We start from the raw sequence: 13886 nt of genomic DNA, 5'->3' as shown, positions 1-13886 counted from the left end.
GGAAGTTAAGCTTCGGCGCCGATGGTAGTTGGGGCATTGCCCCTGTGAGAGTAGGACGTCGCTAGGCACGAGAGAAAAACCAGCTGATGAAGGCTGGTCTTTTTTTGTTTTTTTATAAAAAGGTTTTAATGTAACTGGTGTTTTTTATTTGTTTGAAATGGTTAAGTACTATGACTTGTGAAAATTGCTAAAATGTATAAATTTTGATTAACATGTACAAATTTAATTTAACGTGCATAAATCCAAATTAACATGCACAAATCTCGATTATCGTGCATAAGGGTCAATTCTCATCCCAATGTTTTAACAATTGACAAGTAATTTGCAGAGATCCTTCGATATAGGATTCAATTCCTATAAAATCACCCATAGTAATAACAAAATTGAGTAAATGGGTTAACTTCTCAGCGGTTATTGAATAAAACTAGATGAAAATTACTTTACTTTTAGTAGAGACCAGTAAGATTAGCAGGGTCTTTTTAACATTTTTTTAGATACCGACCGAAAAATTGCTAAAAACCGTATTTTTAATTTAAAAACCATAAATCTCAATTAAAAATCGTAAATTCTGATTATAAACCGTAAATCCAATTTAAAAACCGTATTCCCAAATTAAAAATCGTAAATCCAAAATAAGCGTCTCTCCTCAAACATACTTCCCTTTATATTCAATACTTAGACCTGATAATCTACTAAACTCTAAAAAAATCATAAAAAATGCCCTTTAATCTGTAATTGCAGTAGTCAAAATTTAAAAGTAACAAGGTTTTTAATAAATCCAGACAAATTCTCCGTCATCTTTTTCTACTATGGTGGTACGTCATACGTAACTGTGTTTACAGAAAAAGTAAATGGCGAGTTACCTGTGTTCAATACCCCGAGAGAACCTTGGAAGTAGTCGCAGTCCAGACTTCATTGGTAATTGGTCCTCGTAGAACTCCACTAATCTCTTCTTCTGTAAACACTTTTGCTTCTGTGCAACATAAGGAGTTTTGGTTGTTTTTGGATCCACACATATTATATTCCTCCTGAACTGTAATTAAGATGTACAAATGTATTACATGCTTGATAGGTAGTTATTGCCTCGTACATCAGCGAAATTTCGCTAGAATTAAAGATAGAATAGTAAATTCATCTATAGATAGAAGTACTAGTTTCCCAGGATTCCGGTATAAAACTACATTTTCCAGACTGGAAATTTGTTTACGAGTTATGGTGCTTCCCCTAGAAAATCAGATATATCTCTTGGTTTCACCGTTTTCGTACTTATAGTATTTTTAAAAAAATAGTCTATTACCTTATACAATTCGTCCAAACCTAATGTCTCTATTTACATAGAATATTAGAAAGTGTTTTAGAAAGAGGTGTTAGGGAAGATGTCAAAGGGTAATGAGAGCTCGAAAAAGAAAAAGTGTAAGGAGAAAAATAAGGATAAGCATATTACTGTTGAGGTAAAGTTATTGAAGGATAAAGAGGATTCGGTTCTTTGCAGCGAAATATGTGGTAACGTTTCGTTAAATGAGCAAGTATCAAGCCTTGACATATGGGAAGAGTATGTAGAAACAAATACAACTTTATTTGTTTCTGTATTTAACCAGCCAAATAGTAGTTCAAATGTTAGAGTGCTAGTAAATAGAAAGGACAGCTCCTCCCTTGAATTCACTGTTCCTCCGGGGAATACTGGTTCTGGGACAGTAGATAATGCTGAATTGGTGCAAGTATTCCGTATCGGAGAAGGCTTTGTTGAGGGCAGATATTGTTTAGATGTATGCGTTCCTAGTAAAGAAAACTCAAATCCCGTAAATGCCAATGAGGAAAGTCTTGACCAAAATGAAGAACAATAGAGGTAGGGTAGAAATTTTGTAAAAGTGAAAAAAGGGAAAAGAACGTATTTCTTCTCCCTTCATGTTTCTTTTAAACTATTAAAGTGTTCTATTTAATAATGTTTTAGTTAGTGTATTTAGTGTTTCTTTATAAGTACCTTCAGGAAGTTTTGCTATCTCATTCAGTGCTTTTTGTGTATAGCGTTTTGCTAAATTATAAGCTTTTTCAACACCTTGGTAATGGTTAATAAGATCAGCAATTTCTTGAACATCTTCTTCAGTGATATTTTCTCTTTTTTCTAAGATGGACATAAAGGCACTTGAATTTTCTTGCATGGCATAAATTAATGGGAGGGTATAAATACCTTGTCTTACATCAGCCATTACTGGTTTTCCAAGAGTTGTTACATCACTGCAATAGTCTAGGATATCATCTGTAATTTGGAAAGCCATTCCGATATAATGCCCCATATTCCATGCATTCATTGCTAGTTTATGAGAAGCCTTACTCTCAAGTGCACCTGAATAACAACTAACTGCGAAAAGTTGAGCAGTTTTTCCTGAAATACGAGATAAATAGGTTTTCACAGAAACTTTTGACTGAAAACGGGAGTTTAACTGATCTAGTTCTCCTCCAAGTATTTTCTCCATACTTCTTGCATTAAATTCGAGATGCGAAAGAGAAGTAGAGTATCGAGAAAGAATTTGGAAACAGATACAGAAAAGGTAATCACCTGAATAGATAGCAACGTTATTTCCATAGCTTGAATGCATGGTAGCCCTGCCATGTCTTGTTTCTGATTCATCTATTACATCATCATGTACTAAAGTAGCCATGTGTAAGGTTTCGAGAGCGGCTGCAACAGCAATTGATTTATCTTTTTCTTTTTCAGGTCCTATTTGAGCACATAAAAGGGAATAGGCGGGACGAAGTAACTTACCACCAGAGTAGACCATATCCTTTAAGGTTTTTTCTACATTTTTATCTCGTACTTTTATATGTGATTCTATTAATTTAAGCACCAAAGCTAAGTCTACTTTTAATTCGGGATATGGATTCCACATTTGATGTACGTGCATTTAAAAAACCTCTTTTCATCTTGTAGTTAATTGATATTCATGTAGATATCTATAGTAATGTAGTTTTTCAACATGTGTAAGAAGATAATTAGCTGCAATTCCAATTGCAATTCCAGATAAAATTCCGATAAATGTTAATACGGGTAAGTAAAGTAGTACAGTCCAGGTTTGGGCAATCCAGCTTGCAGTAACTAATTGGCCGACATTATGCAAAATAGCACCGGTTGTACTTACTCCAATCAGACTAATCCTTTTAGGTCCGAGTTGTTTAACAGCCCACATTCCTAAAAAACTTAAGAGGGCTCCGGACGCACTATACATAAAGCTTGAAATGGTTCCACCTAATAAGGTTGCCAGAATAATACGTGTTGCTATTACTTTGGTAACATCCTTGGGGGATAGGGTGTATAAGGCCATGATTGTGATAATATTAGCTAAACCTAATTTTGCACCTGGAGCAAAAGCAAATGGGAACGGAATTGCTCTTTCAAGTAAGCTGATTATTACAGCTTGAGCTGCTAATAAAGCAATGTAGACAAGCCGTTGATTTTTTGTCATACCTTCACTCCTTATGAGCTAATAATGATGTCGTCTGATTGCCCATCAACAGTTTGAATTTCGATTACTAACTTATGCGGTAAGCAAACGATAGTCTCACCTGGTTTCGAAATATAACCAGTTAAGACACAAACCTGATCCGAACAGGTGGCCCCTTTGATACGGATTTTGTTGTCTACAATCTCAATTGTATTAACTTCCGAATCCGATTCTTTAATATCGAATTGTTGAGTGCCTTTGTTATTAGTCAGGTTAATTTCTTTTACGATTTTGCTATCAACTGATATGACCGCAACAAGTGCTGTATTCTCGCTTATCCCTGCTTGTTGATATGCAAAAACAGTAAAGGGCAAAAAAGAAAGGAGGACAAGTGAAATGACTAGAATAATATCCCATCTTTTTATCATGCTGTAGTATGTCCTCATGTCTTTTCTCTCCTTTACTGTTCTATAAGTAGTAGGGAAGGGGGGCGAAAGGCGTTTCGCCTCTCGCATAACCATCCCGTATGATAGTAAGTTAGCTGACTTTTTTTGTTTTCTTATCTGATTTTGTTTTCAATGTTCCTGCATTGTAATCAGAGTAAATAGCACGTTCTTTTCCATACCACCAGTCGCCCGCTTTTCTTTGTAGGAATGGAACAACCCAGTAATCTAAACCAAATGTACGTCCTGATCCGTTTAATAATGCAATAGAAGCTGGTAGTGCCCAAAGCTTATCCCATCCTAGCATCGCAGAAAGTGTGAATACGACTAGGAAACCTGCACTTGCAACACTAGCTAACCATGTGAATAAACCACCTAAAATGGCAAGACCAATACCTAACTCAATAAAGACCATCATTTTTTGCATGAATACAGCCATTTCTGGAGTCGGTAACATAATTTCCATAACCCATTGGAAGATTCCTGGCATTTTACTAAAAATAGGTGTTGTCCATTCTGTTGCTCCACCCTCAACCGCAGCACTTGCACCGGTAGTGGTAGTTTGTAACCATTCAAAAGGCATTCTGACGGTAGAACCAACTAACCAAGAATCCTCACCTAAGCCTTTAAAAAGAATTTTGATGTTGGAGAAACTAGAAGTTGCTTCTTTCCAGGTTGATTCACCCCAAAGCTTTGTACAAGCTTCTACAATCCAGAACCCACCAACAAAGATACGTAATGGTAAACTCCAAAGGACGTTACCGAAACGGGTAGGGAAGTTTCTAAATATATTCCGCTTGTCTTTTGTTTGGAAAAACTCGTGTGCAACATAGTGGAACATATAATAGCCGCTTCGTAAACCAAAGAAATAATACAGATTAACCATATGCTTCATAAAGTTAGCGAACCAACCACTTAAATGAATTCCACTTAGGTTGGCTACACCATAACGAGCACCAATTGATACCATAATTCCATGATATTTTCCTTTAAACGGAACTTTTTCACCGCCGCTGATTTCAGCAATAATGCTTTTAGCTGCTGTTAATGCAGTCTGTTCAGCTGCTTCTACTATTTGTGGTTGAGGTTTACCAGGTTCTTCTTCAAAGTAAGCTAAATCCCCAACGACATATACGTTTTCAAAGCCATCAGCTTCCATATACTCATTAACATGTAATCTTCCTGCACGTCCTGATGACATGCCGTAATCTTTTGTATCGGAGTTTGCTCGTACACCTGCTGTCCAAATTAGTGTATGAGTTGGGATGCTTTCACCAGATTTTAAAATAACAGAGTCTGATCTAACTTCTACGATTGATGAGCTTTTTAAGATATTTACGCCTTTTTTCAATAAGTAAGCTTCTGCTTTGTCAGCATCGCGTCGCTCAAGCATATTAAGAATGGTTGGCGCAGCTTCGACAACATTTAATGTAATTTCTTTTTCGTCTAATTTGTTTAATTTTGCTAAACGTTGTTTCCATTCAATTAGTTCCCCGACCATTTCAATACCTGTAAATCCAGATCCGCAAACTGTGAATGTAAGCATTGCTCGTCGAGTTTCTTCATCATGAACAGTTGAGGCCTTACGAACAATTTTTTCAATATGCTCACGAAGTTTAACTGCATCTTCCCAAGACCATAGCGTAAATCCATTTTCTTTTACACCTGGTGTACCAAAATCGTTTGGTTCTCCACCCATACCTAAGATAAGGTAGTCAAAAGAGAAAGTTCCATGTTCAGTTGTTACGATCTTTTTCTTGTAATCTACATGTGTCACGTTATCAGTAACTAGGTTGACTTTTGTACGATTGAACAACCGTCTTAAATCAAATTGAATAGCTTCAGGTTCAACACGATGTGCTGCAACTTCATGTAATTCGGTCATCATTGTATGGTAAGAATGACGATCTATTAACGTAATTGATACCGATTCATCTTTCTTGTATATTTTTGCTAGTTTCTTTGCTGCATGAACTCCTGCATAACCAGCTCCGATAATGACAATATTCTTATTTGCCATTTGTTTTCACTCCTTAAAGTTATCAGTGTATAACACTATGTGAAATGTTGAACAATCGATTGTATTGTAGCGCTAATTTTTGTAAGTGTCTATTCAGTTCACGAAATGGTAACAAACTTTATTGGTAAAAATGGACAGAAATTGACAAGTTTTTGTACATTTTTACCTTAATTGTATGGTTAATTGCTATTGTAATATAGACAGTTTAATAAGATGGTGATACGATGTTCATGTATAATTGTGAAATATTTCACAAGATGAATTTACTCTATAATTTTAGCCCGGGAAATGTATTTTAACAGTAGGGGCTAAAGCTAGAAAGGAACTATCAAGATGAAAAAACTAGGATTGTTATTGGTATGTTTATCTGTTCTATTCACTGTAATAGGATGCGCACAAAAAGAAGGTAGTAGTACTTCTTTAATCACCAATAATCCATATAAAAGAACTGAATTTCTAATGGGAACTGTCGTAACTGTAAAAATCTATGATGAAGATAAAGAAGAAGTATTAGATCCGGTGTTTGAAAGAATTTTTGAATTAGCTGATCGTATCGGTGTAAATGAAGAAGAGTCTGAAATAATTGATATTAATAAAAATGCTGGGATCCAGCCTGTTCAAGTTTCGGCTGATATTTATAGGTTAATTGAAGCTGGGAAAGCTCATAGTAAACTAGCAAATGGAACGTTTGATATATCTGTAGGACCTTTAACTACATTATGGAATATTGGGTTTCCAGACGCACGGAAACCCGAACAAGAGGAAATTAATCAAGTATTACCATTAATAGATTACAATCAAATTTACTTAAATGTGGAAGAGCAAACTGTATATTTGGCAAATCAAGGGATGGAACTAGACCTAGGGGCAATTGCAAAAGGATTTATTACAGATGAGGTAAAAGATGTGCTGTTGGAACACGATGTACATTCAGCAATTATAGATTTAGGCGGTAATATTTATGTTCTTGGTAAAAATGCAAATGGAAGCGATTGGACAGTTGGTATTCAAGATCCTTTTTCTCCTAGAGGTGAGATTGTAGGGAAAATTAAAGAGTCGAATAAATCAATTGTAACTTCTGGCGTGTATGAAAGATTTTTAGAGGTGGATGGAGTAAAATATCATCACATATTAAATCCAATAGACGGCTATCCATATAATAACGATGTAGCAGGGGTTTCCATAATTACCGATAAATCCATTGATGGTGACGCACTTTCTACAACCTTGTTTTCAAAGGGAATTCAAGGTGGATTGGAATATATTGAAAATATTGAAGATGCCGAAGCCATTTTTGTAAGCCAGGATAAAAAAATATACTTCACATCTGGGTTAAAGGGTGAGTTTGAGCTTACAAATGACCAATTCGAGGTAGTAAACTAAAACGTATAAAGGGAGAGTGAAAGAGATGTCCTTTCGTTCTTTTTTAAAACTAGTTGAAATTCAAACAAAGATTGCTAGCTTGTTTCCATTTTTTATAGGTACATTGTTTGTTATATACCGATATGAAACCTTCCAATTAGGAAATACGATTATCTTTTTTAGCTCAATGTTACTATTTGATTTAACAACAACAGCAATTAATAACTATATGGATTATCGAAAAGCCAAGAGTACTGATTATCAAAAAGAGAAAAATATTATAGGACAACAAAATATTCCTGAGCGACTCGTTATTACTACGATCTTAGTACTTCTGGGTACTGCAACAGCTTTAGGTCTCTGGTTGGTAGTAAGGACGGACTTATTAGTATTACTTATTGGAATGGTATGCTTTGCTATTGGGATATTTTATACCTTTGGCCCAATTCCATTGTCTAGAATGCCGCTTGGAGAAGTGTTCTCAGGAGTAACAATGGGCTTTGGTATTGTCTTTTTAGTAGTCTATGTAAATGCCTTTGACCAAGGAATTGCTAACTTTGTATGGGATGGACGATTTGTAAGCCTTCAGGGAGATCTTTTATTATTACTAGAAATTGCTTGGGTTTCGATACCTTGCATCTTTACAATTGCGAACTTAATGTTAGCAAATAATATTTGTGATTTAGAGGATGATATAGCTAATCATCGTTATACCCTTCCATACTATTTAGGAAAACGATATTCAATTTGGCTATTTAATGCCATGTATATTGGTTCATTTTTATCAATTATATTTGCGGTACTCATTAATTTCTTACCGATGGTCATGCTGTTTTCTTTGTTAATAACAATCCCAGTTTATAAACATGTTGTTCTTTTTAATAAGAAACAAGTCAAATCAGAGACATTCTCAGTGGCTGTTAAAAACTTAATTTTAGTGAATGGCTCAATCGTTTCATTGCTATTACTTTCTGTAATTCTTTAATCATTCGTTAAATTGTTAGTTTCAACTACTAAAATAGCAAAAAAACACGCTACTGTCTTACTAGAGTGAAAGAGGTTATATGGGAGGAACCTAAGATGGGCACAACTGTGGTAGAAGTTAAAAATCTATCTTTTAAATATGATGAACGCCAAAAAACACCCATTCTATCAAATGTTTCATTTTCAATTAAAAAAGGGGAATGGGTTGCCTTAGTCGGGCACAATGGTTCTGGGAAATCTACCTTGGCCCATATATTAGTAGGTTTGTTGACACCTCAAGAAGGAAGCATTTTTATTAGTGGTGTGAAAATGGATCAAAATACATTACGAGAAATCAGGCTTCGAATCGGAATGGTGTTTCAAAATCCGGAGAATCAATTCATTGGTGCAACTGTATCAGATGATGTTGCATTTGGATTAGAAAATTTGAATGTACCTTATCGAGAAATGAAAAAAAGAGTGGATGAAGCACTTAATATGGTAGGAATGAGAGATTTTCGTAATCATGATCCATCACGTTTATCTGGTGGACAAAAGCAACGTGTAGCAATCGCGGGAATACTTGCACTGCATCCTGCTGTTTTAGTATTAGATGAAGCGTTTGTTATGCTGGATCCTAAAAGTAGACGTGAACTTATCTCAACAATCCAACAATTAAAGGAAAAAGAGAAACTTACTGTTATTTCAATCACTCACGATATGAATGAAGCAGCGGAAGCAGATCGTGTTCTAATGCTAAAAGAAGGAAAAATTGAAACAAGTGGAACTCCTGCAGAGATCTTCCAAACTAGACCAGAACTAGAACCACCCTTTGCTGAAAGTGTAAGGCGTAATTTAATGATGAAGAAACGAAATGTTCCAGAGACATATATGACGGAAGAAAATTTGGTGAATTGGTTATGCAAATAAATTTTGAAAATGTGACAGCAGATTATCAATTGGGACCAATTCGGAGTCCGCTAGTTCTCCAATCTGTAGATTTACTAATAAAATCCGGACTAATTACTGCTGTAGTAGGTCACACAGGTGCAGGCAAATCAAGTTTATTAAAAACAATGAATGGGTTGATTTTACCGGTGAAAGGTCGTGTTAAAATCGGCGAAGCGATCATTGAGGCTGGTAAAACTAATTCATCCCTAAAAGATGTTCGAAAAAAGGTTGGTATGGTTTTTCAATTTCCAGAATCTCAGTTGTTTGCTGAAACAGTTGAAAAGGATATTTGTTTTGGTCCAATGAACTTCGGAGTTCCAGTTGAGGAAGCAAAAGAGATTGCCAGATCCGTAATTGAACAAGTAGGATTAGGTCACGAAGTATTGTCGAAATCTCCGTTTTCTTTGTCTGGTGGTCAAAAACGACGAGTGGCAATTGCAGGTATACTAGCCATGGAGCCAGATGTACTAATTTTAGATGAACCAGGTGCTGGACTTGACCCTAAAGGAAAGAGAGATATTCTTTCTCTTATATCAGCTTGGAATCGGGAGAGAAGTCTAACTACTGTGATCGTCACGCATGATATGGATGATGTTGCTATGTATGCTCACGAGGTAGTTCTAATGGAAAGAGGTAGAGTCGTATTACATGAAGAAAAGAGAAGGTTTTTTTCGAATCATAAGAGATTAGAACAACTTCATATAGATGCACCTGAAGCAAGACGGTTCCAGTTAAAAATTGAGCAGGAAACTGGTATTAAATTTCCTGGAGTCTGTTTAACGGTTGAGGAACTTGTTGATTGCCTGATAGAGGTGGGACTAGTATGAATAAGTTGATTTTAGGAAGATACTTTCCAGGGGATTCGTGGTTGCATCAGCTTGACCCCAGAGCAAAGCTAGTAGCAGTCATATATTTTATCGGTATCTTATTCTTGGCAAACAACTGGCAGACCTATACATTACTCTGGATTTTTACGATTGTGATTATGAGGTTGTCAGGTGTTTCAATTTCAACGTATATAAAAGGTGTTAGACCATTGATTTGGTTAATTCTTTTTACGGTTTGTATGAAAACATTATTTACAGCAGGCGGTACAATTTACGTTGATTATGGTCCTTTTACAATTTCAAGCTTTGGGATTGTACATGGCATTTATACATTTTGTAGATTTGTAATGATCATTTTTGTATCAACTGTTTTAACTCTTACAACGAAACCAATTGATCTAACGGATGGAATAAATTCATTATTACGTCCATTAAGACGATTTAAGGTTCCGGTTGATGAGATTTCAATCATGCTATCCATCTCATTGCGGTTCATCCCGACACTTTTAGATGAAACGCAAAAGGTTATGGATGCTCAACGTGCAAGAGGAACTGAGTTTGGAGAAGGATCGCTGTTCAAACAAATGAAAACCCTTGTTCCAATCCTTTTACCGCTCTTTGTAAGTTCAATGAATCGAGCAGAAGAACTTGCAAACTTAATGGAGGTAAGAGGTTATCAATCTGGATCTACTCGGTCCACATTTAGACAGTTAAATTGGCATTATCGAGATACGGTTAGTTTGGGACTAATGTTGCTTCTAACGGTAGGATTGGCTTTATTGCGGGAAAAGGGTCTTTATCATTGAGAGAATCTAGTCCACACGAAAATATCGTGTGGACTTTTGCTAATTATATTAGTTTAAAAAATGTGTCTTTATTGATGTAGGATAGACTTTGGTTCTACGCGCCATTTAGAGTACGTAGAGCCTCGATGAATGTCAAATAGAAGTGTTCTATGAGCCGTTCAGAGTTCGGTGGGGTATATGAATGTCAGATAGAGACTTTCTAAGAACCATTCATTGAGCAAGTTGAGGAATGAAAGTCAGATAGAAAGGACCTAATAGCTATGGAAAAGAGATTAATAGACTGTAAAATAAATTGTTTACTATACAGAAAATTGGTATGATTTAGAAAAAGGGTAACTCAAAATGAAAACGTTTTACTCATACATAAGGGGGATTTTTATATGCGTGAAGTTGTGATTGTTGAAGCGGTACGGACGCCGGTTGGAAAACGAAAAGGTACGTTAAGTTCAGTACGTCCAGATGAATTAGCGGCTATGGTACTTAAAGAGGTTGTCAATCGTGCAGGTATACAAGCTGGTTTGGTGGAGGATGTTATATTAGGTTGCGTTTCTCAAGTGGAGGAGCAGTCTGTTAATATTGCCAGAACTGCTACTTTAATGGCCGGTTTTCCAATACACGTACCTGCAACGACAATAGATCGTCAATGTGGTTCTGGTCAACAAGCAGTACATTTTGCTACTCAAGCAATCATGAGCGGTGATATGGATATAGTGATTGCTGGAGGAGTAGAAAGCATGACAAGAGTTCCATTGGGTTCTGCTCGTCAGCAAACTACCTGGAGTGAGAGTTTGACTGATCGCTATGAAATGATACATCAGGGTTTATCAGCAGAGCGCATAGCTGAAAAATGGGGATATAGTAGACAGAAGCTTGATGAGTTTTCTCTTGAGAGCCACAGTCGTGCTATCCGAGCCCAAGAAGCTGGATATTTTAAATGTGAGATTATGCCGATAGAAGTGACACTTCCTAATGGAACAAAGACTATTGTTACAGAAGATGAAGGTCCACGAAGGGATACCACACTTGAAAAATTAGGTTCACTGAAAACTGTTTTCAAAGAAGACGGAGTCATTCATGCAGGAAACGCTAGTCAAATGAGTGATGGAGCTGCTGCTATTTTATTAATGTCAAAGGAAAAAGCTTTAGAACTTGGTTTTAAGCCGAGATTCCGAATTCTTGCACGTGCAGTTGTTGGTTCTGATCCAACACTTATGTTAACAGGACCTATTGAAGCAACGCGCAAGGTCTTACAAAAGGCTGGCTTAACGATTGAAGATATGGATACTTACGAAGTTAATGAAGCTTTTGCTCCTGTACCATTGTGTTGGTTGGATGAGATTCAAGCTGATTCTAACAAATTAAACCCTAACGGTGGAGCAATTGCGTTGGGACATCCTCTGGGAGCAACCGGTGCACGAATCATGATTTCAATGATGCATGAACTTGAAAGAACTGGAGGACGTTATGGTCTTCAAGCCATTTGTGAAGGCGGCGGGATGGCAAATGCAACGATTATTGAACGAATTGAAGAATAGTATAAGGGGGCAATCTTGCTCCTTTTGTTTTTTAAAAGATAAATAGTTTAGGAGGGGTATTGTGCAAGTAAAAGGTAGCGTTGCAATTGTAACTGGAGGAAGTTCTGGTCTCGGCGAAGCAACCGTAACAAGGATTATTGAAAATGGAGGGTATGCTACGATTCTTGACTTAGCGGAGGAGAAAGGGGCTGAGTTAGTTGATAGACTTGGTTCAGATCGAGTTCTCTTTTTAAAAACTGATGTTACTAATGAAGAACAGGTAAAACTTGCGGTAACTAAAACTATAGATAAGTTTGGTGGGATACATATTGCTGTAAACTGTGCGGGGATAGCGATTGCTGAAAAGGTAATCGGAAAAGAGGCTTTGCATGATTTAGAACGTTTTTCCAAGGTAATTCAAGTTAATCTAATTGGAACTTTTAACGTCATTCGTATAGCTGCTGAAGGAATGATGAAAAACAATCCGAATGATGAAGGCGAACGAGGAGTAATCATTAATACGGCCTCTGTTGCAGCATTTGAGGGACAAATTGGTCAAGCGGCATATAGTGCTTCAAAAGGTGGTGTAGTCGGTATGACGCTTCCAATTGCACGCGAGTTTTCTAGACATGGGATTCGTGTAATGACAATTGCACCGGGCCTTATTGACACACCGTTATTTAGTTCGCTACCAGAACAAGCTCGTAATGCATTAGGAGCAATGGTGCCATTTCCATCACGTCTAGGCTATCCATCAGAATATGCTAGGTTAGCAGAGAGTATTATTACCAATCCATTGTTAAACGGAGAAACCATTCGTCTTGATGGAGCTATCCGTATGCAGCCTAAATAAATATACTTAGCTAGTTTTGATAATTGGGAGGTGTAAAATGAAAAAATCCATTTTGAGTTTGATAGTTGTAGTAATGGTTGTCTCTTTCCTTCCAATGCAAGCTGCGGCGTTATCATATGATGAAAATAAGTACTACTGGGATTGTGAAGAAGATTGGGTAGAAGTAGATGACATAAATAAGTGTCTGAAAGAGAGGGTGATACCTCTTAATTATTACCCGTATATCGGTGGAGTTATTGTTCTTGTCTTAGGAATTATAGGAAGACAACTATATATCAGAAGAAGAGAAAAGTAATGAATTAGACATTATGGTTATATGAAATCGGAATGGACTGAAATGTCAGCTAGTGAGGTCTTAACGAGAAGTGGAAAGTCAAATTAAGAGTACTGTGAGGAGATATGTGATGAAAAAAATTATTTTGATAATGCTTTCAATAATCATACTCGCTAGCGTCACTATTATTACTTTTAATTACTTCAGTACGAAGGGACAGTTTTTGAAGGTTAGCCATACTGCAGCGGGAATAGAGCATTTTGATGAAGGTCGAGTTTTTTATTTGAGTTACGATTTAATGTGGGAGGGCGTCGGGAATCCTACGCTTGAAAACGTGGAGTTTTTTATGAGTGATGGAGTACCAGCTAATGAGAGTGACCTTTTAATAGGAAAATGAAGGAAATGGAAAAACAATCTAATGACGGAAAAAAGG

The 13886-nt window shown here is 36.5% G+C and carries 15 protein-coding genes; 10 read left to right on the top strand and 5 right to left on the bottom strand.

Going from position 1 to position 13886, the window contains the following annotated elements:
* Nucleotides 1-869 precede the first annotated feature (869 nt).
* Nucleotides 870-1016, bottom strand: coding sequence for a hypothetical protein (locus tag AB3M96_RS22660; protein ID WP_412969884.1), 147 nt, complete (start codon nucleotides 1014-1016; stop codon nucleotides 870-872).
* Nucleotides 1017-1376: 360 nt separating this feature from the next.
* Between AB3M96_RS22660 and AB3M96_RS22655 the strand changes: the two genes are divergently transcribed.
* A complete protein-coding gene (locus AB3M96_RS22655; protein WP_412969883.1) occupies nucleotides 1377-1844 on the top strand; it encodes an S-Ena type endospore appendage in 468 nt (155 codons plus the stop codon).
* A gap of 78 nt (nucleotides 1845-1922) precedes the next feature.
* On the opposite strand, the gene AB3M96_RS22650 is transcribed toward AB3M96_RS22655, so the two are convergent.
* From AB3M96_RS22650 to AB3M96_RS22635, 4 genes are all read right to left on the bottom strand, one after another.
* The gene (locus AB3M96_RS22650; RefSeq protein WP_412969882.1) at nucleotides 1923-2903 is read right to left on the bottom strand and encodes a polyprenyl synthetase family protein; all 981 of its coding nucleotides are present in this window, start codon (nucleotides 2901-2903) and stop codon (nucleotides 1923-1925) included.
* A gap of 15 nt (nucleotides 2904-2918) precedes the next feature.
* Nucleotides 2919-3461, bottom strand: a complete 543-nt coding sequence (locus AB3M96_RS22645) for a Gx transporter family protein (RefSeq protein WP_412969881.1) — start codon at nucleotides 3459-3461, stop codon at nucleotides 2919-2921.
* An 11-nt stretch (nucleotides 3462-3472) separates the two neighbouring features.
* Nucleotides 3473-3886, bottom strand: coding sequence for a NusG domain II-containing protein (locus AB3M96_RS22640; protein ID WP_412969880.1), 414 nt, complete (start codon nucleotides 3884-3886; stop codon nucleotides 3473-3475).
* Nucleotides 3887-3977: 91 nt separating this feature from the next.
* Nucleotides 3978-5903: an FAD-dependent oxidoreductase gene (locus AB3M96_RS22635; protein WP_412969879.1), complete on the bottom strand. Its 1926-nt coding sequence runs from the start codon at nucleotides 5901-5903 to the stop codon at nucleotides 3978-3980.
* A gap of 333 nt (nucleotides 5904-6236) precedes the next feature.
* Here AB3M96_RS22635 and AB3M96_RS22630 point away from each other — a divergent pair, with 333 nt between their 5' ends.
* The 9 genes from AB3M96_RS22630 to AB3M96_RS22590 all read left to right on the top strand — a co-directional run bounded on the left by AB3M96_RS22630 (nucleotide 6237) and on the right by AB3M96_RS22590 (nucleotide 13850).
* A complete protein-coding gene (locus tag AB3M96_RS22630; RefSeq protein WP_412969878.1) occupies nucleotides 6237-7286 on the top strand; it encodes an FAD:protein FMN transferase in 1050 nt (349 codons plus the stop codon).
* Between the two features lie 25 nt (nucleotides 7287-7311).
* A complete protein-coding gene (gene menA / locus AB3M96_RS22625) occupies nucleotides 7312-8250 on the top strand; it encodes a 1,4-dihydroxy-2-naphthoate polyprenyltransferase (protein WP_412969877.1) in 939 nt (312 codons plus the stop codon).
* A gap of 95 nt (nucleotides 8251-8345) precedes the next feature.
* A complete protein-coding gene (locus AB3M96_RS22620; protein ID WP_412969876.1) occupies nucleotides 8346-9158 on the top strand; it encodes an energy-coupling factor transporter ATPase in 813 nt (270 codons plus the stop codon).
* On the top strand, nucleotides 9149-10006 hold the full coding sequence (locus tag AB3M96_RS22615) for an energy-coupling factor transporter ATPase (RefSeq protein WP_412969875.1): 858 nt from the start codon (nucleotides 9149-9151) through the stop codon (nucleotides 10004-10006). The genes AB3M96_RS22620 and AB3M96_RS22615 overlap by 10 nt, the downstream gene beginning before the upstream one ends.
* A complete protein-coding gene (locus AB3M96_RS22610; RefSeq protein ID WP_412969874.1) occupies nucleotides 10003-10812 on the top strand; it encodes an energy-coupling factor transporter transmembrane component T family protein in 810 nt (269 codons plus the stop codon). The genes AB3M96_RS22615 and AB3M96_RS22610 overlap by 4 nt, the downstream gene beginning before the upstream one ends.
* Nucleotides 10813-11192: 380 nt before the next feature.
* Complete coding sequence (locus AB3M96_RS22605) at nucleotides 11193-12347, top strand: thiolase family protein (protein WP_412969873.1); 1155 nt, start codon at nucleotides 11193-11195, stop codon at nucleotides 12345-12347.
* Nucleotides 12348-12408: 61 nt separating this feature from the next.
* Complete coding sequence (locus tag AB3M96_RS22600; protein ID WP_412969872.1) at nucleotides 12409-13179, top strand: 3-hydroxyacyl-CoA dehydrogenase; 771 nt, start codon at nucleotides 12409-12411, stop codon at nucleotides 13177-13179.
* Nucleotides 13180-13216: 37 nt separating this feature from the next.
* Nucleotides 13217-13474, top strand: a complete 258-nt coding sequence (locus AB3M96_RS22595) for a hypothetical protein (protein WP_412969871.1) — start codon at nucleotides 13217-13219, stop codon at nucleotides 13472-13474.
* A gap of 109 nt (nucleotides 13475-13583) precedes the next feature.
* Nucleotides 13584-13850 carry a hypothetical protein gene (locus tag AB3M96_RS22590; protein ID WP_412969870.1) on the top strand — a complete coding sequence of 89 codons (267 nt, stop codon included), beginning with the start codon at nucleotides 13584-13586 and terminating at the stop codon, nucleotides 13848-13850.
* The last annotated feature ends 36 nt before the right edge of the window (nucleotides 13851-13886 follow it).

Origin of the sequence: Ferdinandcohnia jepli, from assembly GCF_047246645.1 — a bacterium.
Lineage (GTDB): Bacteria > Bacillota > Bacilli > Bacillales > Bacillaceae_L > Ferdinandcohnia.
This window is presented reverse-complemented; position numbering and strand designations above follow the sequence as displayed.